The 24,025-nt window shown below is 60.5% G+C and carries 20 protein-coding genes; 7 read left to right on the forward strand and 13 right to left on the reverse strand.

All coding sequences use genetic code 11. From position 1 onward, the window contains the following. Nucleotides 1–229 precede the first annotated feature (229 nt). The 4 genes from AC1D17_RS18540 to ppx all read left to right on the forward strand — a co-directional run bounded on the left by AC1D17_RS18540 (nt 230) and on the right by ppx (nt 5,845). A complete protein-coding gene (locus tag AC1D17_RS18540; RefSeq protein ID WP_477566811.1) occupies nt 230–1,366 on the forward strand; it encodes an AI-2E family transporter in 1,137 nt (378 codons plus the stop codon). 7 nt (nt 1,367–1,373) lie between these two features. Then, nucleotides 1,374–2,060 (forward strand): DnaA regulatory inactivator HdaA, encoded by a 687-nt coding sequence (gene hdaA, locus AC1D17_RS18545; protein WP_477566812.1) that lies wholly within the window; start codon nt 1,374–1,376, stop codon nt 2,058–2,060. A 66-nt stretch (nt 2,061–2,126) separates the two neighbouring features. After that, nucleotides 2,127–4,313 carry an RNA degradosome polyphosphate kinase gene (locus AC1D17_RS18550; protein ID WP_477566813.1) on the forward strand — a complete coding sequence of 729 codons (2,187 nt, stop codon included), beginning with the start codon at nt 2,127–2,129 and terminating at the stop codon, nt 4,311–4,313. An 11-nt stretch (nt 4,314–4,324) separates the two neighbouring features. Next, entirely contained in the window at nt 4,325–5,845 is a 1,521-nt protein-coding gene (ppx, locus tag AC1D17_RS18555) for an exopolyphosphatase (RefSeq protein WP_477566814.1), read from the forward strand. 126 nt (nt 5,846–5,971) lie between these two features. Here the strand turns inward: ppx and AC1D17_RS18560 are convergent, their stop codons facing one another. From AC1D17_RS18560 to AC1D17_RS18570, 3 genes are all read right to left on the reverse strand, one after another. Next, complete coding sequence (locus tag AC1D17_RS18560) at nt 5,972–7,330, reverse strand: esterase-like activity of phytase family protein (RefSeq protein ID WP_477566815.1); 1,359 nt, start codon at nt 7,328–7,330, stop codon at nt 5,972–5,974. 206 nt (nt 7,331–7,536) lie between these two features. Continuing rightward, nucleotides 7,537–8,604: an adenylate/guanylate cyclase domain-containing protein gene (locus tag AC1D17_RS18565; protein WP_477566816.1), complete on the reverse strand. Its 1,068-nt coding sequence runs from the start codon at nt 8,602–8,604 to the stop codon at nt 7,537–7,539. A gap of 90 nt (nt 8,605–8,694) precedes the next feature. Beyond that, nucleotides 8,695–9,603 carry an AraC family transcriptional regulator gene (locus tag AC1D17_RS18570; RefSeq protein ID WP_477566817.1) on the reverse strand — a complete coding sequence of 303 codons (909 nt, stop codon included), beginning with the start codon at nt 9,601–9,603 and terminating at the stop codon, nt 8,695–8,697. On the opposite strand from AC1D17_RS18570, the gene AC1D17_RS18575 reads away from it, so the two are divergent. Next, complete coding sequence (locus AC1D17_RS18575) at nt 9,602–10,009, forward strand: DUF2000 family protein (protein ID WP_477566818.1); 408 nt, start codon at nt 9,602–9,604, stop codon at nt 10,007–10,009. The two genes, AC1D17_RS18570 and AC1D17_RS18575, sit on opposite strands and share 2 nt — an antisense overlap. Nucleotides 10,010–10,121: 112 nt before the next feature. On the opposite strand, the gene rnd is transcribed toward AC1D17_RS18575, so the two are convergent. The 4 genes from rnd to AC1D17_RS18595 form a co-directional block, all read right to left on the reverse strand. Further along, a complete protein-coding gene (rnd, locus tag AC1D17_RS18580; protein ID WP_477566819.1) occupies nt 10,122–11,267 on the reverse strand; it encodes a ribonuclease D in 1,146 nt (381 codons plus the stop codon). Between the two features lie 86 nt (nt 11,268–11,353). Beyond that, a complete protein-coding gene (locus tag AC1D17_RS18585; RefSeq protein WP_477566820.1) occupies nt 11,354–12,757 on the reverse strand; it encodes a multicopper oxidase family protein in 1,404 nt (467 codons plus the stop codon). A gap of 109 nt (nt 12,758–12,866) precedes the next feature. Continuing rightward, nucleotides 12,867–14,099: an MFS transporter gene (locus AC1D17_RS18590; RefSeq protein ID WP_477566821.1), complete on the reverse strand. Its 1,233-nt coding sequence runs from the start codon at nt 14,097–14,099 to the stop codon at nt 12,867–12,869. A gap of 219 nt (nt 14,100–14,318) precedes the next feature. Further along, nucleotides 14,319–15,536, reverse strand: a complete 1,218-nt coding sequence (locus tag AC1D17_RS18595) for an MFS transporter (protein WP_477566822.1) — start codon at nt 15,534–15,536, stop codon at nt 14,319–14,321. Between the two features lie 447 nt (nt 15,537–15,983). Here AC1D17_RS18595 and aspS point away from each other — a divergent pair, with 447 nt between their 5' ends. Then, nucleotides 15,984–17,774 carry an aspartate--tRNA ligase gene (aspS, locus tag AC1D17_RS18600; protein WP_477566823.1) on the forward strand — a complete coding sequence of 597 codons (1,791 nt, stop codon included), beginning with the start codon at nt 15,984–15,986 and terminating at the stop codon, nt 17,772–17,774. A 170-nt stretch (nt 17,775–17,944) separates the two neighbouring features. Here aspS and AC1D17_RS18605 read toward each other — a convergent pair whose 3' ends face one another. Next, nucleotides 17,945–19,138: a hypothetical protein gene (locus tag AC1D17_RS18605; RefSeq protein ID WP_477566824.1), complete on the reverse strand. Its 1,194-nt coding sequence runs from the start codon at nt 19,136–19,138 to the stop codon at nt 17,945–17,947. A 147-nt stretch (nt 19,139–19,285) separates the two neighbouring features. Then, the gene (locus AC1D17_RS18610; RefSeq protein WP_477566825.1) at nt 19,286–19,684 is read right to left on the reverse strand and encodes a hypothetical protein; all 399 of its coding nucleotides are present in this window, start codon (nt 19,682–19,684) and stop codon (nt 19,286–19,288) included. A 195-nt stretch (nt 19,685–19,879) separates the two neighbouring features. Between AC1D17_RS18610 and parC the strand changes: the two genes are divergently transcribed. Further along, nucleotides 19,880–22,156, forward strand: a complete 2,277-nt coding sequence (gene parC, locus AC1D17_RS18615; protein ID WP_477566826.1) for a DNA topoisomerase IV subunit A — start codon at nt 19,880–19,882, stop codon at nt 22,154–22,156. Nucleotides 22,157–22,195: 39 nt separating this feature from the next. Here parC and AC1D17_RS18620 read toward each other — a convergent pair whose 3' ends face one another. The 4 genes from AC1D17_RS18620 to AC1D17_RS18635 form a co-directional block, all read right to left on the reverse strand. Continuing rightward, a complete protein-coding gene (locus tag AC1D17_RS18620; RefSeq protein WP_477566827.1) occupies nt 22,196–22,588 on the reverse strand; it encodes a type II toxin-antitoxin system death-on-curing family toxin in 393 nt (130 codons plus the stop codon). Then, nucleotides 22,585–22,806, reverse strand: coding sequence for an AbrB/MazE/SpoVT family DNA-binding domain-containing protein (locus AC1D17_RS18625; RefSeq protein ID WP_477566828.1), 222 nt, complete (start codon nt 22,804–22,806; stop codon nt 22,585–22,587). The genes AC1D17_RS18620 and AC1D17_RS18625 overlap by 4 nt, the downstream gene beginning before the upstream one ends. A 68-nt stretch (nt 22,807–22,874) precedes the next feature. Continuing rightward, entirely contained in the window at nt 22,875–23,780 is a 906-nt protein-coding gene (locus tag AC1D17_RS18630) for a DMT family transporter (protein WP_477566829.1), read from the reverse strand. Further along, nucleotides 23,764–24,025, reverse strand: a 262-nt coding sequence (locus tag AC1D17_RS18635; protein WP_477566830.1) for a hypothetical protein, incomplete at its 5' end; no start/stop codon positions are given. The genes AC1D17_RS18630 and AC1D17_RS18635, both read right to left, overlap by 17 nt.

Raw genomic sequence — 24,025 nt, forward strand, 5'->3', positions numbered from 1 at the left:
CTTGATCTCCGCCGGCTCGTCATATTTGGATTGCGATTGGCATGGTGGTGGCGCAAGTGCAAGCATATTGCCCACGATACTCCCGCTTTTTTGATGTTTTGCCAGCCATTGTCGGCCCTTTTACGCCACAGGCTTGACCATGGTCGCTGCCACATCCTATCTCCAGTAACGAAAGCAGCGCTGGGCAGCGCCAGCGGCAAGACACCGGACAGGGCATCGGAACAGCGGCATGGTCAACAAATTGAGCGGCAGCGGGCTGCAGCGCCAGATCGTCTTCTGGCTGCTTTTCCTTGCCGCATTCATTGCCTTCCTGATGGTGTTCTCTACCATTCTGCTGCCGTTCATCGCCGGCATGGCGCTCGCTTATTTCCTAGATCCTGTCGCTGACCGTCTGGAAAGAATTGGTCTTAGCCGGTTGATGGCAACGGTCGTCATTCTGGTCGCCTTCATCGTCGTCTTTGCGCTGTCGCTGGTCCTCATCATCCCGATCGTGTTTACCCAGGCGTCCGAATTCATCCAGAAGATGCCGGGTTATGTTTCCATGCTGCAGGCGTTTCTGACCAGCCCGGATGCCGCCTGGCTGCCCGACTGGATTTCCGGGCAGATGGACACGATCAAGCAGAATTCCGCCAAGCTGCTTGAGCAAAGTGCCGGTTTCCTCGGCACGCTGTTCCAGCAATTGTGGAATTCGGGCATGGCGCTGCTCGATATCATCTCGCTGTTCGTGGTCACGCCGGTGGTCGCCTTCTATCTGCTGTTGGACTGGGACCGGATGGTCGATAGGGTCGACAGCTGGATTCCGCGCGACCATGTTGCGACCGTCCGCCAGATTTCCCGCGACATGAACACGACGATTGCTGGCTTCGTGCGCGGGCAGGGCTCGCTCTGCATCATTCTCGGCCTGTTCTACGGTATTTCCCTGACCCTGGCCGGCCTGAATTTCGGCCTGCTGATCGGCCTGTTTGCCGGCATGATCAGCTTCATTCCCTATGTCGGCTCGATGGTCGGCCTGGTGCTTGCCGTCGGCGTGGCGCTTGTGCAGTTCTGGCCGGATTACCTGCATATCGGCATCGTCGCGGCGATCTTCTTCGCCGGGCAGTTCATGGAGGGCAATATCCTCCAGCCGCGGCTTGTCGGCAAGAGCGTCGGCCTGCATCCCGTCTGGCTGATGTTTGCGCTTCTGGCCTTCGGCGCGCTGTTCGGGTTCGTCGGGCTGCTGGTGGCGGTGCCGTGCGCTGCTGCCATCGGCGTGCTTGTCCGCTTCGGCATCGGCCGGTACCTTGATAGCACGCTCTACCACGGCCACCGCCACAGGCCGATGGTCGAGCCGGAATACAAGAGCCCCGAGTACAAGCTTCCAGAGTAACAGCGTAATGGTCCGCAAGTTCGAACAGTTGCCGCTCGTTTTCGAGCACGAACCGCAGACGGGTCGTGACGACCTGCTCGTGTCCGAGCGCTTGAAGGCAGCCGTCTCCATTATCGACAGCTGGCCGCGCTGGCCGTCGCCCGTGGTGATCCTGGCAGGACCGGTGGGATCGGGAAAATCGCACCTTGCGGCGATCTGGCGGGAAAATAGTCAAGCCGTTTCCATTCACCCGACGGTGGATAGCAATGCGGCCGGGATCGCGGCGGCAAATCCGGTGCTGTTCGAGGACGCCGACCGGCGCGGCTTCGACGACAGGTCGTTGTTCCATGTCATCAACAGCGTCCGCGAAAACGGCACCAGCCTGTTGATCACCAGCCGGCTCTGGCCGATGTCCTGGCCGGTCGAACTGGCGGATCTGCGCTCGCGCCTAAAGGCGGCGACAGTGGTCGAGATCGGCGAGCCGGATGACGAATTGCTGGCGCAGGTTCTGGTCAAGCTTCTGGCCGACCGCCAGCTTGCCGTCGATGACCGGCTGATCGGCTATATCGTTGCCCGTATGGAGCGTTCGCTCGAATCCGCCCAGACGATCGTCGAGCGGCTGGATCACCTGGCGCTTGCACGGGGGACCCGCATCAACAGGGCGTTGGCGCTGGAAGTGCTCAACACCCTTGGAAAGACACGCGAAATCGATTGACTGTCATAGTTAGGTCGTCAAACTGCGCTAGCAGCTTCGAGAAAAGCAAAAGGCGGACCGGGGATAATGGATACTGTGACATCTGCAACGATCGCAAACGCGCCGGTCGCCGACGACATCGACCTGATGACCAGCCCGGAGCGCTTCATCAACCGCGAATTTTCGTGGCTGCAGTTCAACCGCCGTGTCCTTGAAGAAACCCTCAACACCGCGCATCCCCTATTGGAACGCGTGCGTTTCCTGTCGATCTCGGCCGCCAATCTCGACGAATTCTTCATGGTGCGCGTCGCCGGCCTCGAGGGCCAGGTCCGCCAGGGAGTCGTTGTTCGCAGCCCGGACGGCAAGACGCCGGCCGAACAGCTGGAAGACATCCTCAAGGAAATCGACAATCTGCAGATGGAGCAGCAGGCCTCTCTCGCCGTCCTGCAGCAATATCTCGCCAAGGAAGACATTCTGATCGTCCGGCCGATCTCGCTCTCCGTGCAGGACCGCGGCTGGCTCGCCAACGAATTCGAGCAGTCGATCTTTCCGGTCTTGACGCCGCTGTCGATCGATCCCGCTCATCCGTTCCCGTTCATCCCCAACCTTGGTTTCACCATGGGCCTGCAACTGGTGAGCACGCGCGGGCGCGAGCCGATGACGGCGCTGTTGCGCCTGCCGGTGGCGCTCGACCGGTTCATTCGGCTGCCCGATGCAAAATCGGTGATCCGTTACATCACGTTGGAGGATGCCGTCAGCCTGTTCATCGAGCGGCTGTTCCCGGGCTATGAGGTCAAGGGTTCCGGCACGTTCCGCATCATTCGAGACAGCGATATCGAGGTCGAGGAAGAAGCCGAAGATCTTGTCCGGTTCTACGAGACGGCCCTGAAACGGCGCCGGCGCGGTTCGGTGATCCGCATCGAGATCGATTCGGAAATGCCGCTGGAACTGCGCCAGTTCGTCGTCGGCGAACTCGGCGTGCCGGAAAACCGCGTCGCCGTTCTGCCGGGTCTTCTGGCCCTCAACACGCTCTCCGAAATCACCAAGGCGCCGCGGGAGGATCTGCGTTTCGAGCCGTACAATGCGCGATTTCCCGAACGTGTCCGCGAACACGCCGGAGACTGCCTTGCCGCCATCCGCGAAAAGGACATGGTCGTCCACCACCCCTATGAGAGCTTCGACGTGGTGGTCCAGTTTCTGCTCCAGGCTGCGCGCGATCCTGACGTTCTGGCGATAAAGCAGACGCTTTACCGCACCTCGAACGACAGCCCGATCGTGCGTGCGCTGATCGACGCCGCCGAGGCTGGCAAGTCGGTAACGGCGCTGGTTGAACTGAAGGCCCGCTTCGACGAGGAGGCCAACATCCGCTGGGCGCGCGATCTGGAGCGCGCCGGCGTGCAGGTCGTGTTCGGCTTCATCGAATTGAAGACGCATGCGAAAATGTCGATGGTGGTGCGCCGCGAGGAAGGCAAGCTCCGGACCTACTGTCACCTTGGCACCGGCAACTATCACCCGGTCACGGCGAAGATCTATACCGACCTGTCCTTCTTCACCTGCAATCCGAAGATTGCTCATGACATGGCCAATATCTTCAATTTCATCACCGGTTACGGCGAGCCCGAGGCCGGCATGAAGCTGGCGATTTCGCCGCACACGCTGCGGCCGCGCATCCTGCAGCATATCGGCGAAGAGATCGCCCATGCAGAGGCTGGCCGCCCGGCATCGATCTGGATGAAGATGAATTCGCTGGTCGACCCGGAGATCATCGATGCGCTCTACCGCGCCAGCCGCGCCGGCGTCGAGATCGATCTGGTGGTGCGCGGCATCTGCTGCCTGCGGCCGCAGGTCCGGGGACTATCCGACAATATTCGTGTCAAATCGATTGTCGGGCGTTTCCTCGAGCATTCCCGCATCTTCTGCTTCGGCAACGGCTATGGGCTTCCCTCCGAGCATGCGCTCGTCTATATCGGATCGGCGGACATGATGCCGCGTAATCTGGACCGGCGGGTGGAGACCCTTGTGCCTCTCATCAACCGGACTGTGCATGAACAGGTTCTGTCGCAGATCATGCTGGGTAATCTCATCGATAACCAGCAGAGCTACGAGATCCTTCCTGACGGAACGTCGCGGCGTATGGAAGTCGCCAAGGATTCCGAGCCGTTCAATGCGCAGGTCTACTTCATGACCAATCCTAGCCTGTCGGGCCGGGGAGAGGCCTTGAAATCCAGCACGCCGAAGGTAATTGCCGGCTGGGATAGCGGCCGTAGAAGATAAACTGGAATTGCATGGTAGAGTCTGAAGCCCAGGGGCGTTTGCCTGGAATTGCCCCGGTCTCCGTCGTGGATATTGGATCGAACTCGATTCGACTGGTGATCTATGAGGGGCTGAGCCGGTCTCCGGCCGTTCTGTTCAATGAAAAAGTCATGTGCGGCCTCGGCAAGGGCATCGATGCGACCGGCCGGATGGACGCCGAGAGCGTCGAGCGGGCGCTCAAAGCGCTGCACCGGTTCCGGGCGCTGTCAACGCAGGCGCGCGCCTCCACGGTTTTCGTGCTGGCGACAGCGGCTGCCCGCGACGCTTCCAACGGCCCCGATTTCATCCGCCGGGCCGAAATCATCCTCGATCAGAAAGTTCGCGTGCTGACCGGCGAGGAGGAGGCCTATTTCTCCGCGCTCGGCATCATCAGCGGCTACCATGATCCCGATGGCGTCGTCGGCGACCTTGGCGGCGGCTCGCTGGAGCTTGTCGATGTCGCCGGCAGCAAGATCGGCCGGGGCATCACCCTACCGCTTGGCGGTATCCGGCTGTCGGAACATGCCGAGGGATCGATCGTCAAGGCCCGCAGCCATGTGCGCCGCTACATCAAGGGCGCACAGGTCCTGCAGAACGTCAGCGGCCGTACCTTCTACGCCGTCGGCGGTACCTGGCGCTCGATCGCCAAGCTGCATATGGAACTGCGCAACTATCCGCTGCACATGATGCAGGGCTATGAAATCACCTTCGAGGAAGCCATGGCCTTCCTGCCGGAGGTGATCGAGCCCAAGGATGTCAAGTCGCCGGCTTATGCCCACATTTCGAAAAGCCGCCGTGCGCTCCTGCCGTTCGGGGCCGTTGCCGTGCAGGAAATCATTGCCCAGATGAAGCCGGCAGTGATTTCGTTTTCAGCGCTCGGCGTTCGCGAAGGCTATCTCTATTCGCTGCTGTCTGACACTGTGCGCGCTCAGGATCCGCTGCTCGCCGCGGCGCGTGAAATCGCCATCCTGCGCGCCCGCTCGCCCGAACATGCCCGCGAGCTTGCCGACTGGAGCGGCAAGATGGTGCCGCATTTCGGCATCACCGAAACCGAGGAAGAGGGGCGCTACCGTCAGGCTGCCTGTCTGCTCGCCGATATCAGTTGGCGCGCCCATCCGGATTATCGGGGCCTGCAGGCGCTCAACATCATCGCCCATAGCACCTTCTCCGGCATCACCCATGCCGGCCGCGCCTATATCGCCCTTGCCAACTATTACCGTTTCGAGGGCCTGAACGACGACGGCGCCACCGAGCCGCTCGCTGCCATTGCAACGCCGCGCCTCTTGGAACTGGCAAAGCTTCTGGGCGGCCTTCTCAGGGTCGTCTATCTCTTGTCGGCCTCGATGCCCGGCGTCGTGCGCAATCTCGATATCCGGCCATCGAACTCGCCCGATCTGGATCTCGAATTCGTCGTTCCATCCGCCTATTCGGAATTCGCCGGCGAACGGCTCGACGGCCGATTGCAGCAGCTTGCCAAGCTGACGGGCAAGCGGATTGGGTTTCGGTTCGAGTAATCAGTAGATGACCCGGCGACGGCTAGGGCGCCTGGTCACGCCAGCATCGGTTCAAAAATGCAGCGAAGACCCCGCAACCCGGTTGCGGGGTCTTCGTCGTTTGCAGTGACWTATTTTTACAGTGACTTACTTGGCGTTCAGGAATTCGCCAACTTCGAGCAGGACGAATTCGTTGTCGTCGGCCTTGTCGAGCGACCGGCCGGCTGAAAACGGCAGGTTGTTGTCGTTGCCGACGATGATGTGGGTGTCATCGACGCGATCGACGTTCTCGATCGTGACGAACGGCATGTCGTAAAAGCCTTCGCCGCCGCCCTGGCGCTTCTTGTTGTCCGGATCGGCGATCTTCAGGAGATCGATATAGCCGATCTTGCGCACAGCCTTGCCGGCATTGTCGTCGGTCAACTCGATCTTGTAGACGCGCTTGACCTTGGAGCCGACGGCAAAGCAATCCGGCTTGGGTTCCTTCGGGTTGGCGCAGGCCTTGTCGATGGTGCCTGCACCATTGTCGCGCTCGATCACCAGAGCGGTCTTGTCGTCCAGCATGTTGAAATCGCCGATCGCTTCGCCGCCTTCAGCGAGCGGATAGAGCCAGCTGCGGCCGGTCCAGGCCTTCGATGCGACGTCGAGTTCGATGATGCGCAGGGCCGGGCGGCCTTCGGCCTGTTCGACGGTTTCGGCGTCGGTCCAGAGCGGGCCTTCGAGCAGGCCATAAAGCTTGGTGCCGTCCTTCGACAGGGCAAGACCTTCGTAGCCGCCGGACCGCTTGATGTTGAGCGCCGGCACCGGCTTGGAGGGATCAGCCTGAACAGTGAGCGTCGGGTTGTCGGGCGACATCACCGGCTTGCCGTTGACGGTGGTGGCGATGACGTCGGTCAGCTTGCCGTCAAGGTCGAACTTCAGGATATAGGGGCCGAATTCCTCTCCGACCCAGAAACCGTCGGCAACCGGCTGGATGGATTCGACGTCGAAATCAGCGCCCGTCAGGTAACGCTTGGCCGCACCTTCCATGACGATCGGGAAGGGCGCCTTCTTGTCGGGATCGGAAAGGAACAGCGTCTTCAACGCCTCGACCTTGCCGCCATCCCAGTCGATCTTGATGTTGTGCAGCATCAGCATCGTGTCGGACGAGTTCAGCTTCGAGCCGAAGCCGTTGTCCGACATGCTCCAGAAGGTGCCGTCGGCCATTGTCTTGATGCCGGAAAAGCCCTGCATCGGCTGGCCGTCGAAGGGCAGCGACAGGCCGGTGAGGCGCACGCCATCCTTGCCGGGAACGGTGCCTAGAGCTTCCGTGCGCTTGCGGTCCGGGGTCGTGAACTTGCCGGAGGTCTTCAGGYAATCGGCCGCGTCAGCAGGCGCCGCGATGATCGTGTGGGCCGGCAGGATGGCATGGGCGGCAAGCTTGGCCGGGAAGACCGTGTCTTCGGCAAGAGCTGCGGATGTCATCAGAAGGCTGAATGCCACGGAAGCGAAAAGAGCGTTTTTCATCATGTCCCCATTGAGCGGTTGAAACGAGACGTTCCGCCTACGGCGCGCGCGTCATTCATGCCGCGCGGCGCCGTAGCGCTTTAAATCTGCTGCATAATTTTCCCTTAAATCGATTCCGATTTAAGGAATTTATGCAGTAGCAGGGCATTGATGTCGGCGAATTGACGCCTGGATGAAGCTTTGGTGACGGTAACGAGGCAAGCCGTCTATTCGGCGGGGATACGCAGGTCGAACGCCGGCGCCATTTCGACTTTTTCCTGCTGTTTCAACGCCATGACGCCAAGCGTCTGGCCGCGGCCCTTGACGGCGTGGGTGCCCAGGTCCTCGATTTCGACCGTTTTCGGCAGTTTGATGCGTTGCACAAGTTCGGTGGAGATCAGCACCTGTTTGCCCAGAGATTTGCATAGGGCTTCCAACCGTGCGGTGGTGTTCACCGTATCGCCGAAAAAGGCGATCTTGTGATGGTCTACGCCGATTTCGGCGGTGATGATGAAACCGCCGTGAAGGGCGGCCCGCAGCCGGGGAACCTGACCGAAGTTCTTGCGCCACGTCGCCGCATTCTTTTCGATCTCGTCGAGAATATCGAAGACACAACGGACGCAGCGTGCAAATTTGACGCCGCGTTCCAGCGGCCACGTGACGATCGCCGCATCGCCGACATAGTCATCGATCGCGCCCTTATGGCGCCGAACCGGTTCGGCGAATGTGGCAAAAAGGGCCTTCAGATATTCCTGCGCACGCAGGTCGCCATGCCTTTCGGCAAAAGTCGTCGAATCGGCGAGGTCGATGAACAGGAAAACGCGCTCCTCCCTCACCGGACGCCGGTATCGGCTGATCAGCATGCTGGTGAAGACGTCACGGCCGAGCAGGTCACGCACGCGCAGGATGAAGACAATCAGGGCGCAAACGGCAAGTGCGTAGAGGAAAACATGAAACGGCATGATGAGGATATCTGTCAGCGATTCCGGCTCGATAAATTTCAGCGACCACATCAGAAGCGCGGCCGCCGCATAGCCAACACTCATCAGGATCTCGTAGATCACCAATGCCACGACGATATAGGCGAATGTGGGAAGCCGCTCGATCCGCCTGTAGAGCGGACGGAGAAGAACTCGCCGTTCGAAGGCAATCATCGGGACGCCCATGAAAACCGCGAAGACCGCACCGATGATGATCGGTTCGCCCGGAAAGGCGATCAGGCCATAAATCACGCCGCTCAGCGCCATGCCGAGCGTGATCAGCAGCCAATTTTCCGTTGCGGATATTTCTCTCATGAATCAGCTCCGCCCACCTCGGTGGTTCAACGGCATTGTTTCCCTCGATGGCTGTGGGTCAAGGTATTTCGTGTAACGGTCTGTGACTGCTCAGGCCCGGCCACACAGGTTGGCCCATCGGCCCGGCGTCATCCCGTGCGTTCGTTTGAAATGCCGGGTGAAATGCGCCTGATCGGAAAAGCCGGTTTCGAGCGCGATATCGACGAGGCTCCTGCCGCTGCCGATCATCGCGCGCGCCTTTTCCAGCCTGCGCATGACCAGATAGCGATGCGGACTGGTGCCGAGGCTCATGCGGAATTGCCGGGCAAGGGTAAAGCGGTCGAGGCCGCTGACGTTTTCAAGTTCGCCAGAGCTTATCTGCCGGTCTGACCGCGATTGCAGATAGTCGCAGGCGCGGCGGATGGCGGCGTGGTCGTATTTCCGGCCGGACACCGTACCCGGAGCGTCCGCATGCCGCATCAGGGCGTCGGCGATCCCGGCCAGCACACCGTCGATCTGCAATTCGCCGATATCTTCGTCGAGATCCCGCATCACGTCCGCAAGGTTTGCGGCAAAGGCCCGGTCGGCAATAACGGGCGAGGGAACGAAGGGCAGGCCGCGCGGCCTTTCTCCAAGTGTGTCGATCAGCATTTCCGGCGGCAGATACATCATCCGGTAGCGCAGGCCTTCGTCCGTCCCCGCACCGCCATCATGGACCTCGTCCGGATGCAGCACGATGATGTTACCGGGCTGGCTGTAATGGACTATTCCACGATAGTGGAAGGCCTGGACGCCCTGCAGCGTCAGGCCTAGCGCATACGTATCGTGACGATGCGGTTCGAAGGCATTGCCGTGAAAATGCGCCTCGATCCGCTCGATGCCACCCGAGGCGGGCGCGACCTTGATGCTGTCTGATGCTGCCGGTGTGCACAAACGTTCAAGATCGCCGCCTCCGGCTTGGGCTATGGGACCCCCGGACGCTTCAAGCGTCCTGTTTCCTAAAGTGGAGTTGGCATTCATGTTCGATACCAAATTTGCAATCGTGCTACGTGAGGACCTGGCCGTTTGGCAAAAGCTGAACGTTACAGCGTTCCTGACCAGCGGCATCATTGCCGATAAGCCGGGCATCATCGGCGAAGTCTACCGCGATGCGGATGGCAACGTCTACAATCCCTTGAGCATCCAGCCGGTGATCGTGCTATCCGCCGACGAAAAGACCATGAGCACCATTCATCGCCGCGCACTGGAGCGCGACGTGAAGACGTCGCTCTATGTCGAAGAAATGTTTGCGACCGGCCATGACGCAGCAAACCGCGAGGTGTTTTCGCGGTTCGGTCCAGACGATGCCAGGGTTGTCGGCATTGCGCTTCACGCCGACAAGAAGATCGCCGACAAGATCACCAAGGGCGCAAAGATGCACCCCTAGAGCAAATCCAGCAAACGTGCGCAGCGGTTTTGCGTCCGGAATTGCGGCGAAGCAAAAAAGATAGAGCGTTTTCGCGATTCGAAGAAAAGCGGAAAAGCTCCATCAAAAAGTCTTAAAGCTCGACGGCCTCGATCTTGCGATCGACGAAACGCAAGGCGACTTCGCCGTTGATCAATTTCAGCGCGGTGTCGCCAAACAGCTCGCGCCGCCAGCCCTTCAAGGCGCCGACATCGGCCTTAGGGCCTTCAGAGGCGATCCGTTCGAGGTCCTCGCTATTGGCGATGATCTTGGCGGCGACACCCTGCTTTTCGGCGATCAGCTTGAGCAGAACCTTGAGCATTTCGCTGGCAGCCTGGGCGCCTTCCGGTGCCTGGTTCTGCCGCGGCAGCTTCGGCATCTCGGATTTCGGCAATTCGAGCGCTGCATTGACCGCCTCGATGATCGCGGTTCCGGCAGAGGAGCGCTCCCAGCCCTTGGGGATGGTGCGCAGGCGCGAGAGGGCTTCCATGTCCTTCGGCTGCTGCTGGGCGATCTCGTAGAGGCCGTCATCCTTGATGATGCGGCCGCGCGGGACGTTGCGGCTGCGGGCTTCGCGCTCGCGCCAGGCGGCCACCTTCTGCAGGACGGCGAGTTCCACCGGCTTTTTCAGCCGCATCTTCAAGCGCTGCCAGGCATCATCCGGATGGATATCGTAGGTTTCCTTGGCTTCGAGGATCGCCATTTCCTCGGTCAGCCACAGCGAGCGGCCTTCGCGCTCAAGCTCGGCCTTCAGGTGCAGGTAGACATCGCGCAGATGGGTGACGTCGGCCAGCGCATAATCAAGCTGCTTTTCCGACAGCGGCCGCCGGCTCCAGTCGGTGAAGCGCGAGGACTTGTCGATATGGACGTTCTTGATGCGGCTGACGAGCTGGTCATAGGAGACGCTGTCGCCGAAGCCGCAGACCATGGCAGCAACCTGCGTGTCGAAGATCGGATGCGGGATCAGTTTGCCAAGATTGTAGATGATTTCGATATCCTGGCGCGCCGCATGGAACACCTTGACGACAGCCGTATTGGCCATCAGTTCGAAAAACGGCGCAAGGTCGATGTCCTTTGCCATCGGATCGACGATGACGGCAATGTCCGGCCCGGCCATCTGGATCAGACAGAGCTGCGGCCAGAAGGTCGTTTCACGGAGAAATTCCGTATCGATAGTCAGGTATTGCCCGCTGGCCAGCGTTTCGCAGGCGGCGGCAAGTTCGGCGGTTGTCTCTATCATCAAACTTCAATCACTGTGGCGGAAATGCGGCCGTTAAAAACTCACCCGATGTATCTCTTCGCGCCGGGTGTCACAATGAAAAAAGCTCAAACGATGCGGAAATATCCGGACATTCCCGTCTTCTGGTGCTCGATGATATGGCAATGGAGCAGCCAGTCGCCGGGGTTGTCGGCGACGAGACCGAGTTCGGCCTGTTCGTCCGGCAGAAGCAGGATGGTGTCGGTCGGCGGCGGCAGGACGGTCCGCTTGTTGGAATTGAGGATGCGGAAGCTTAAGCCATGCAGGTGGATCGGGTGCGCATGCGGCGTGCGGTTCCTGACCTGCAGCACATAGCTTTTGCCGAGCTTCAGCTCGGAAACCGGCGCTCCGGGATCGGGCGTATCGCCCTGCCATGGTACTTTGTTGATCGCCCAGAACGTATAGCCGATGGTGCCGCAGATGCTGGGAACCGGCGCATGCTCGGCCGTTGCGGTAAAATCGAGCGGAATGCGCTTAGCCGTCGAAAGATCCGCCTCGGCAACCGGGTTGGCCGGCAGCGGCTTCACATCGCGGATATCGCGCTTCAGCGAGGCGCCGGCCGCCCGCAACGTCGCAATCGTGAAGGGACTTGAGCCACGGACGTTGCCGAGCTTGACCTCGGTGCCTTCCTGGTCCGGCATGCGCACAATCAATTCGACGCGCTGGCCGGGGCCGAAATCCAGAAGATCGAGCGGGAAGGGCGCATCGACCGGGTTGCCATCAAGCGCGATCACCACCGCAGGCGCTCCTTCTGCTGCGAGCGTATAGATGCGTGTCACGTCGGTGGCCGCCATCCGGATGCGGACCAGACCGCCGGCCGGCGCGTCATAGCTCGGCTGCTGCTGCCAGTTGGTGGTGCGGACCGTGCCGTAGGTACCGCCGCGGGCCGCATCGCGCGGCTTGAACGGCGCGATGAAGGCGCCGCCGGTGCCGAGCCGCCAGTCTCGAAGGTTCAGCACGATCTCGGCATCGAAGACAGGATCTGCCGGATCCTCGACGACGATCACGCCGGTCAGTCCGTGACCCATCTGGGTCAGCGTGTTGCAATGCGGATGATACCAGAAAGTGCCGGCATCGGGCGGCGTGAAGGCATAGTCGAAGCCGTCGCCGGGATAGACATAGGGTTGTGTCATTTCCGGCACGCCATCCATGGCGTTGACGATGCGCAGGCCATGCCAGTGGATCGTGGTCGGCTCGTCGAGCGCGTTCATCAGCCGGGCGGCAAAGGGCTCGCCCTTTTTCATGCGGATGACCGGCGGCATGCCGGTCGCAGCCGCTTCGCCTGTTCCGTAAGTCATGACTTTCGGGGTGATGCCGTCGCTGGCCAGTGCCGCCTCGGTAAACTGCGCCTTGAGCAGCAGCGGTGCTGCCGCCGCAATCCCGTTTCGCGCCGCAAGCCCCCCGCCGATTGCGAAGGAGGCTGCGGCTGCGGCCGATCCTTTCAGGATTGTGCGGCGGCTGATGAACGGCATGGGCAGGATTCCGCAGATTGAGATGCTTCCGTTTAAACTTGATGGCGGCATTCATCAATTGGCATTTGCGTGCATCTTGCCGCAGCCGCCAAGTCTGCATTCAACCGCCTTATTTTTTGTCCTCGGGTTTTGCCGCCAGCTTGTTGAAGAAAAAGGAGGTACGCAGCAGATTGCGAAACCGCATCGAGCGCTCGCCGGCAGGCACAGCACCTCGGGCCATCATGCGCTGCAGCGTATAGAGCATGAAGGCGGCAAGCACGGCGGCGGTATAGATGAACAGCGCCTGCGGCCCAAAGATATCCAGCATGAAGGAGGCAAACAGCGGCCCGATAATCGCGCCGCAGGACCAGAAGAACAGCATGCCGGCCGATACCAGCGCGTGCTGCCCTTCGGCTGCATGGTCGTTGGCATGGGCTGAGCAGAGCGAATAGAGCGGCATGGCGAAGGCGCCGAAGATGAAGATTCCGATGAAATTCAGCCATTCGTCGCTGCCGGCGAAGAAGGCGAGATAGAGGCCGGCAAGCAGCGAGCCGAAGGTGGCGAAAAGTATGATCAGCCGCCGGTCCAGCCGGTCGGAATAGAGCCCGAGCGGATATTGCAGCACCACGCCGCCGATGATGCCGACGCTCATGAAGGTGGCGATCGCAGTGATCGACAGGCCGATGCCCTCGGCATAGATCGGCCCGAGCGAACGGAAGGTGGAATTGGTCAGCCCGACGACGATGCAGCCGATCGTGGCGAGCGGCGAGATATTCCACAGCGCCTTGATATCGAACTTGATCGCCTCGGGCGCGCCGGGGCTGGAGCGGTCGGCAAAGGCGATCGGCACCAGCGACAAGGTGAGCGCCATCGAAACGATGGCAAACAGCTGGAAGCCCTCGATCCCGACGGTCGGGATCAGATACTGCGCTGCCGTGACGGAGCCGAGGTCGACCAGGCGGTAGATCGACAGCGTGCGGGCCCGGTTGGAATTCGTCACCCGCGCATTCAGCCAGCTTTCGACGGTGGCAAACAGGCTGGCGAAACAGATGCCGGCAATCAGCCGCATCAGGAACCAGAACCACGGATCGATCAGGAGCACCATGGCGATGGAGGCTGCCGACGCAATCGCCGCCATTGCCGAAAATGTCCGGATATGGCCGATGGAGCGCAGGATGCGCGTCACGTAAATGCAGCCGATGGCAAAACCGATATTATAACCGGTGCCGACGAGGCCGATCAGCGACGTCGAAAATCCCTCCTGCAGGGCGCGCAGCGAAATATACGTCCCCTGCAGCCCGTTGCCGCCGATCAGGATGCCAGCGGTGATGAGGAGAGGGATGAGCGGGCGTATCTGGGACATGGAGGGGAAAATCCGGATTGCGGCGGCGACTCGGGGACATATGTGGCCTGCAGTCCGTTCTAGCCGTGCAATGGCTCGGAAAACAGCTCAGATTTTGGCTTTTTCGGTCGCTTTTGACGGATTTCGGCTGGAATGGAAACTTTCAGCGCTTCGGTGCTGCCGACGTCAGCGTGGACTGCCGCGTCGCGCTGGAGCGCAGCTTGCGGCGCATCCGGCCGCCTATGGATCTGCTTTGTTCGAGCGGCGATTGATCAGCAGCAATCCGCCCAATGCAAATATGCTGAACGCAGCGCCCGCCGCAAATGTTGCTACCGGACCGGCGACCTGCCAAAGTGCACCGGCGATCACGCTTGCCAGCAGCAAAGCCAACCCCGTCACAAGATTGAACATGCCAAAAGCGGTTCCTCTCAAATCCGGTGGTGCCGTGTCTGCGACGAGAGCCGCAAGCAGGCCTTGGCTGAAACCCATGTGAAGCCCCCACAGGACGACGCCAATGCCGGCAACGGCAAGGTTCGTCGCAAAGGCGAGAACCAGATTGGCAAGGAACAAAAGCACAAGCCCAACGGCAAGAAGCGCTGTGCGGTTCATCCGGTCGGACAACACGCCGACGGGGTAAGACGACAGAGCGTAGGCAAGGCTCATCACCACGAGGACGAAGGGTATGAGAAACAGCGGCAGTTCAAATTGCTGCGCCCTCAAAAGGAGGAATGCTTCGCTGAAGCGCGCGAGCGTGAACACGGCGGCAACCGTGACGACTTCCCAGTAGGGTCTTTCAAGGCGCGCCAGTTCACTTCGGCGCAAAGGCAGCTTTGCTGGAGGGCGGTGTCTATTGGCCGTTGCTGGTTCCTTTACCGCTATCACGAGCACGGCCAGGGACAGGATGGCCGGAATGACCGCAATCCAGAATACTGCCTGGAAGTCGTTTGCAAACAGCCACATGAGGGCGACCGCCAGGAGAGGCCCGATGAATGCTCCGATCGTGTCCAGCGATTGACGCAGGCCAAAACTCGCGCCGCGCATTTCCGGTGGTGCCAGGTCGGCGACAAGCGCATCGCGGGGCGCGCCGCGGATGCCCTTGCCGATGCGGTCGAGGAAGCGAGCGACGACAAGCCATTCGAGCGTCGCGGCCAAGGGGAAGATCGGCTTGGTAAGGGCCGCCAGTCCATATCCAGCGACGGCGAGCAGCTTGCGTCTGCCAAGCCAGTCGCTCAGCGCGCCGGAGAACACCTTTACCACCGAGGCGGTCGCCTCAGCGATGCCCTCGATAATGCCGACTGCAAGCGTCGAGGTGCCGAGAACGGTCACCATATAAACGGGCAGAAGGGCGTGGATCATCTCCGATGAGATATCCATCAGCATGCTAACGAAGCCCAGCGCCCAGACGCCCGCCGGAATACGGGGGCGATCTCGCTGCGGTTTTTCTGCGATGCTTGCCATCGGATCCAGGCTTTCCCTCGTTTACCACCTGCTTGACGGTAATATGGCGTAAAAATCAAGGTGCTTGCGCCCAGACCTGGCGGTGCCGTCATCGATCGGGGCAAAAATCCGGGCGTGCTGAAATGCACCTTTTGAGGGCACCGGCAATCTGCGCGGTTGCCTTGCCGACGAGGGGCAACGGGGGTGACATTATCGCCGGAATTCGAACGGGTGGCGCTCGTTGGGCACAACAAGAGCGGCCCGTCCAAGGTGCGAGGCGTAAGCTCCCGGATGAGCGCTTGCGGCATCTCTCCGGGGGCGTAACCTCGTCGTGCAGCTTTCCCGCGATCCGGCAGCAGAGCTCCGGCCTTGACAAATCGGCCCTACCATGCGCTTTTCCGCCCGATTTTGACGCTGCCGCAGCGCGCTTTGGCGTGGCCGCGCGGCCCTTGGTTTCAGGATAATATCATGCATCGTTACCGCAGCCACACTTGTGCCGCTCTTAGCAAAGCCGATGTCGGCCAGACTGTCCGCATCTCCGGCTGGGTCCACCGCGTTCGCGACCATGGCGGCCTGCTGTTCATCGATCTTCGCGATCACTACGGCATGACGCAGATCGTCGTCGATCCCGACTCACCGGCCTTCAAGGCCGCCGAGACGGTGCGCGGCGAATGGGTCATCCGCATCGACGGCACCGTCAAGGCGCGCTCGGACGAGACCGTCAACAAGCACATGGCGACCGGCGAGATCGAGCTTTACGCGCAGGAGATCGAAGTGCTCTCCGCTGCCAAGGAACTGCCGCTGCCGGTGTTCGGCGAGCCCGACTATCCGGAAGACATCCGCCTCAAGTATCGCTTCCTCGACCTGCGCCGCGAAACGCTGCACAAGAACATCATCAAGCGCAGCCAGATCATTTCCGACATGCGCTCACGCATGAACTCGGCCGGCTTTGCCGAATACTCGACGCCTATTCTGACGGCCTCTTCGCCGGAAGGCGCGCGCGACTTCCTGGTGCCGAGCCGCATTCATCCCGGCACGTTCTTTGCGCTGCCGCAGGCGCCGCAGCAGTACAAGCAGCTGTTGATGGTGGCCGGTTTCGACCGCTACTTCCAGATCGCGCCCTGCTTCCGCGATGAAGACCCGCGCGCCGACCGCCTGCCGGGCGAATTCTACCAGCTCGACCTGGAAATGAGCTTCGTCACCCAGGAAGACGTCTGGGATACGATGGCGCCGATCATGACCGGCGTGTTCGAGCAGTTCGCCGAAGGCAAGCCCGTGACCAAGGAATGGCCGCGGATTCCCTATGACGAAGCCATCCGCAAATACGGCTCCGACAAGCCGGACCTGCGCAACCCGATCGTCATGGAGAATGTCACCGAGCATTTCGCCGGTTCCGGCTTCAAGGTGTTCGCCGGCATGATCGCCGCCAACCCCAAGGTCGAAGTCTGGGCGATCCCGGCCAAGACCGGTGGTTCGCGCGCGTTCTGCGACCGGATGAACGCCTGGGCGCAGAGCCTTGGCCAGCCCGGTCTCGGCTACATCTTCTGGAAGGACGAGGAGGGCAAGACCGCCGGCTCCGGGCCGCTCGCCAAGAATATCGGCGAAGAGCGCACCGATGCGGTTCGCGCCCAGCTCGGCCTTGAGGCGGGCGATGCCTGCTTCTTCGTCGCCGGCGAGCCGTCGAAATTCTACAAGTTTGCAGGCGAGGCCCGTACCAAGGCCGGCGAGGACCTGAACCTCGTCGATCGCGACCGGTTCGAGCTGTGCTGGATCATCGACTTCCCGTTCTACGAATGGAGCGAGGAAGACAAGAGGGTCGATTTCGCCCACAACCCGTTCTCGATGCCGCAGGGCGGGCTTGAGGCGCTGCAGACGCAGGACCCGTTGACGCTCAAGGCTTATCAGTATGACGCAGTCTGCAACGGCTTCGAAATCGCGTCCGGCTCGATCCGTAACCAGTCGCCGGAGCTGATGGTCAAGGCGTTCGAACTGGTCGGCCTGTCCCAGACGGACGTTGAAGAGCGCTTCGGCGGCATGTATCGCGCCTTCCAGTACGGTGCGCCTCCGCATGGCGGCTGCGCCTTCGGTATCGACCGCGTCGTCATGCTTCTGCTCGGCGCCAAGAACCTGCGCGAGATCACGCTGTTCCCGATGAACCAGCAGGCGCAGGACCTCCTGATGAACGCACCGGCGCCCGCCATGCCCAAGCAGCTGCTGGAACTGTCGCTGCGTGTCATCCCGCCGATGAAGAAGGACTGAACGCGGTTCTGTCCCGATTGGATTTGATCAACCCGGCGATGCAGATCGCCGGGTTTTTCGTATCCGCAATTCGCTTGAAAGAGCTCTCGAAGCGGTCAGGTCGCGGAAAAAGAGAAGGCCCGGCGATGGCTCGCCGGGCCTTTCCATGTTCCAAATGCTGAGCCGTCAAATTAGTCGTTCGCGGTCACCTTGACGCCGAGCACACCCGGCACCGTGTTTGGAGCGCCCATGGCGGCACCGATGATCATCGGGAAAGGAACCGGGTTGGCCGGCTCGGCCGAGATCGTCAGGCTCTTGGGTGCATCCAGATAGCTGTTGACCGCGGTCGAGACCTGGTTCTGCAGTTCCGGCACGTTCAGCTGTGCCATCATCAACGGCACCATGCCCTTCAGCGACTGCGCCAGCTGATCGCCGGACACGCCCTGCTGGGAACCGATATAGTCGAGAACGCGCTTGGTAATCGTCGCATCGTCGAAGCGGACCGAGGCGCTGTTGAAGGTCAGCTGCTGGATCAGCCCCATCATCGAAAGGCCCATGGCCTGGTTGGCTTCTTCCTTGTTCGGATTGGCTTCGGCGGCCTTCATGGCTTCCTGGACCGATTTCATGAAGTCCAGTGTGTAGCCGGAAATATCGAAGGCAAGCGCAAGACGGCCGACATTGGCGAAGTCGAAGGCATATTCCTCAAGCGAGACATTGCCGGTGGCCACTTCCCAGCTGCCCTTCATCGTCATTTCGCCGTCAAGGTTCTTAAGGCCAAGCTTCTCGATTGCATCCTTCGACTTGGCGTCCTGGACATCGGAGAGGTCGGCCTTGATGCCGGAGAAGGTCGCGTCAAAGTCGAAACCGGCATCGCTTTCCTGCTTCGTCAGGTTGACTTCCGATTCCTCCATCGAAAACACCTGCTTGCCCTTGGCGGTGACCGTCACCGGGCCGGTGCCGGCGGTCTCGTAAAGGACGATATCGTTGACCGTGCCGCCTGCCGGATTGCCGGGGATGCTGAAGCCGCCGATGGTGATATCCTTGGCCGTGAACGCTGTTTCGTCTTCCTTGACGTCGACATCCGGCAGCGTGACGGTTTCGGCATAGTAACCACCATTGTCGGTTTCCTCGACGCCCTCGAGGGTCACGTCGCCGATTTTGAAATCCTTGCCGGGGGCGGCCGTCGATTTGACGCTGACGCCGGTGAGCGTCACGGTCGTGCCGTCGACGGCAACGTTCTCATAGGCAACGGTTGCGCCGTTGAGCGCATAGGCGGCGTTGAGCTTGGTGACGAGGTCCGCGCCGTCGAGCGCGAAGGCCGGACCGGAAAGGCCGATAAAAGCGGCGCTCGCCAACATCAGACGGAGGTTGCGGGTAGGCATCATGGAGCGGTTCCTTGTTGTAAAGGTTTAATTTCGAACGCATTTCTAATACGGATTAAGGCCGAAATATATTCGAATTGCTTCGCCGCGTCATGTTTCCTACAGGCATCCATTTTTGGGATGAAAAATGCTGTTCGACGACCGCTTCAGCTACTTTACGAGGACATTCAGTGTGCCCTGTTTGTATTGGGTGAGGGTGCTGCCCTCGTATTTCGGCATGGTCATGCCGAAGGTGAAGCCGTCCTTGCCGCGATAGCCAGCGGTGGGGATGAACAACACGGCCATGCCCCAGGCGGGCCTTCCATTGCAGATCCGGGAAAAGTTCTGGATCTTGTACTTCACCCATCGAAACCGGACGGTGCCGTGCTCCGGCGCTTTGACGACCTTCATCTTCGGCTTGCCGATACTGTGGCAATTTTCCGTGACGCCAGTCACGAAATTGACTGCGGTTTCACGGTTGGCAGGAATAGCTATCTCTTGGGCATCGGCTGTCTGCAGCGAAAGAAGGACGAGGACGGTGGCGAGGGCGGATTTCGGCAGAGTGTGCATGTATGTACCTTTTGCTAGGGAATCGTGGAAGCTCTACAGCTAGCATCTAGCACAAATGAAATCCTGAGTAGTAGTTGAGTTGTGTATTTTCAAAATCGGTAGTCGAGAGAGTTTGGTTGGCGGCTGCGCCGGTTCTCCACAGCGCAATGCCCTGCAATCCTTGCCGTTCAGGGCTTGTTGAGGTAGCAAGAAATCATGGGACAAAGCCTTTTGCCGCCGTCGGGCGGAGACGATCACATTCTGCCGGTTGACCTCAAGGCGGCGCTGGAAGAGCGCTACCTTGCCTATGCGCTATCGACCATCATGCACCGGGCGCTGCCCGATGTGCGCGACGGCCTGAAGCCGGTGCATCGCCGCATCGTTCATGCGATGAGCGAAATGGGGCTGCGCTCCAATTCGTCGTTCAAGAAATGCGCCCGTATCGTCGGCGATGTCATCGGTAAGTTCCATCCGCATGGCGATCAGTCGGTCTATGACGCGCTGGTGCGTCTGGCGCAGGATTTCTCGCAGCGTTACCCGATCGTCGACGGCCAGGGCAACTTCGGCAATATCGACGGCGACAGCGCCGCCGCCTACCGGTACACCGAAGCGCGCATGACCGATGTCGCGAGCCTCCTGCTTGAAGGCATCGAACAGGACGCCGTCGATTTCCGGCCGACCTACAACGAGGAAGACCAGGAGCCGGTCGTGCTGCCGGGCGCCTTCCCAAACCTTCTGGCCAACGGAGCCTCCGGCATCGCCGTCGGCATGGCGACCTCGATCCCGCCGCACAACGCCCACGAACTTTGCGACGCGGCGCTGCACCTGATCAAGAACCCGGGCGCGACGATCGAAGAGCTGATGCTCGATCCGAACAATCCCGAACGGGGCGGTATCGAAGGCCCCGACCTTCCGACCGGCGGCATCATCATCGACAGCCGTGAGAGCATCATCGAGGCTTACAAGACCGGCCGCGGCGGTTTTCGCGTGCGCGCCAAATGGGAAGTCGAGGATACCGGCCGCGGCGGCTACCAGATCATCGTCACCGAGATCCCATTCCAGGTGCAGAAATCCCGGCTGATCGAAAAGATCGCCGAACTGCTGATTGCCCGAAAGCTTCCGCTGCTCGAAGACGTGCGCGACGAATCGGCCGAGGATGTCCGCCTCGTTCTGGTGCCGAAGAGTCGCTCGGTCGATCCGACGATCCTGATGGAATCGCTGTTCAAGCTGTCGGAGCTGGAAAACCGCATTCCGCTCAACATGAACGTGCTGTCCATGGGGCGCGTTCCCAAGGTGATGGCGTTGAACGAGGTCCTGCTCGAATGGCTGGACCATCGCCGCGAAGTGCTGCAGCGCCGCTCGCGCTTCCGTCTGGCAGCCATCGACCGCCGCCTGGAAATCCTTGGCGGCTATCTCGTCGCCTATCTCAACCTCGATGAAGTCATCCGCATCATCCGCGAGGAGGACGAGCCCAAGCCCGCCTTGATGGAGCGCTTCACGCTCACCGATCTGCAGGCTGAATCGATCCTCAACATGCGCCTGCGCTCGCTGCGCAAGCTGGAAGAATTCGAGATCCGCACCGAATTCGACGCCTTGTCGAAGGAGAAGGCGGAAATCGAGGCCCTGTTGGCGTCGGATGAAAAGCAGTGGCAGACCGTTGCCTGGGAAATCGGCGAGGTGAAGAAGAAATTCGCCAAGGCCACCGAGATCGGCCGCCGCCGCACGCTGTTCTCCAATGCCCCGGAAGCCGATCTGGAAGCGATCCAGCAGGCGATGATCGAGAAGGAACCGATCACCGTCGTCATCTCGGAAAAGGGCTGGATCCGCGCGCTGAAGGGCCATATCTCCGATGTCTCGACGCTGCAGTTCAAGGAAGGCGACGGGCTGAAACTGTCGTTTCCGGCCTCGACCACCGACCGCATCCTGGTCGTCACCACCGGCGGCAAGGCCTATACGCTGGGCGGCGACAAGCTGCCGGGCGGACGCGGCCATGGCGAGCCGTTGCGTATCATCGTCGATATGGAAAACGATCAGGACGTGCTGACGGCGTTCGTTCACGATCCCGCCCGCAAGCTTTTGATCTCGTCGGCTGCCGGCAACGGTTTCGTGGTGCTGGAGGGCGATATGGCCGCCAACACCCGCAAGGGCAAGCAGATCATGAATGTTGCCATGCCGGATGAGGCCAAGCTCGTCATTCCGGTCAAGGGCGATCATGTCGCCATCGTTGGCGAAAACCGCAAGATGCTGGTCTTCCCCTTGGCGCAGATCCCGGAAATGGGCCGCGGCAAGGGTGTGCGCCTGCAGCGCTACAAGGACGGTGGCATCTCGGACATCCGCTGCTTTGCGATCTCAGACGGCCTGACCTGGGCCGACAGCGCCGGCCGCAGCTTCACCAAGACCAAGGACGAACTGATCGAATGGCTCGGAGACCGCGCATCGGCGGGCAGGGTGGTGCCGAAGGGCTTTCCGAGGAGTGGCAAGTTTACGGGGTGATTGCGGTGCGGTCGATTGGTTGGAGTTCGCCTGCTATATCTATTCTGTCAATGGAACGGTGACGTCTCGCAGAAAGCGAATGGCGCCTTCTTCTTCGATCTCACCGGCTGCGACCGATAGGACGAAGCTGAAGAGATGGCTATCGCTCGTTTCGATTTCGTAACCGTTCTCCATCAGGAAAACACCCGCCGCAACAATGGCAATACGTTTATTTCCATCGATGAACGCATGGTTCATTGCAAGACCGAAAAGATACGCCGCGGCGAGTTCGATAACATCGTTGCAACCATGGCGGGCTTTGTTAACCGGTCGGGCCAGAGCCGTTTCCAGTGCGCCTTCGTCTCTTAAACCGAAAGCACCGCCAAAGCGCTCGATCTGGATGGCTTGGAGTGCCTCAACAAGAGGTCGTTCCAGAAAAACGAAACCAGTCATTCGGCCAGCTTTTTCAACGCGACCTTGTATTTGTCCATGAAGCGATTGGCGTGTTCGAGCTGGCGTTGAAACGCTTCATCAAGCGGCTGCATCTGAAAACCACCATCCTTCGCGGTAATTTCCATTTGATCGCCTGCCTTCAGTCCCAGCCGGTCGAGCATTTCCTTCGGAATAATAACGCCTTCCGAATTACCGATCTTGCGGATGGTGAGTTTCATGGAAAAATCTCCGATGTTATAATCATGTTATAACATCGGTTTTACCCTGCAGCAATTGGCAAGAACCTTCAGCCCGTGAACGGAAACTCGCTCGACGCGTCCAGCGCCGATTTTTTCCGCATCTGCCATAGCGAATGTCCGACCAGCGCTAAAATCAGCACTGCGCCGCCGGCCAGCGTCTGGGACGTCGGGACTTCCATGAAAACGATCCAGATCCAGATCGGCGCGAGGATGGTTTCGAGCAGGTAGAACATGCCGACTTCCGGGGCGGACAGATAGCGCGGGCCGGTGGCGAGGCAGAAGAAGGCGAGCGGAATCATGATCAGGCCATCGAACATGATCCAGCCGGGATGGGCGATTGCAAGTCCTTCTGCGGGCGACATCAGGTAGCCGATGATGGCGGGGAAGATCGCGGTCGCCAGAGGCACCAGCCCCATGTCCTTGCGGCTGGCGCGGCTGACGGTGATGGCGCAGGCAAGCATCAGCGCAGATGAGACCGCCATGGCATCGCCGAAGAAATTGCCGCTCTTCAACCCGTCCTGGACGATCAGGCCGACGCCGAAGACCATCACGGCCATCGTCAAAAGCGTCGCGTTCGACGGGCGTTCCCTGAGAAAAATCCAGGACAGGATGGCTGCGAACATCGAGGTGAAGGCGACGATGAACACGACATTGGCCGTCGCGGTGTTGAAGACGGCCAAAAGGAAGGTGAAGGAGCCGAGACCGTAGAACAGGCCTGCGGCTAGTCCGGCCTTGCCGGGCACAAGCACAATCTTCTTGCCCAGCAACCTGTTGAGCACGCCCCAGGCGATCAGCGCCACAAGGAAGGTACACAGGCTGCGCACCGCCAGCAGCGACCAGACCTCGCCATCGGCGGATCGGATCAACGGAATATCGAAGGAGAGGGAGAGGCCGCCGAGGCCGGTGATCAGAAGCCCGCGGCGATGGTGGGCGGCATCAATGTCTTGGCGCAAAATCTAGAGCCTCGTACGATAAATGAGGTGCATTCTGCCGGAAGGATTTTTTGTCAGGAAGCGGGCTTTTGTCGAAGGGCATACCCGGCAGGTACGTTCGAGACAAAAGCCCGCTTCCTGACAAAAAAGCATCCGGCCCTCCGGGTTGCCTGAAATCGGCCGCCCACTGCGTCGGATGGCTTGACCGATGGGTCGGCATCGCTCCGCGCCATCCTTCTAGCGGATCGGCCGATTTGAGACAACAG

The sequence above is a fragment of the Pararhizobium sp. P1_E7 genome (assembly GCF_056405855.1).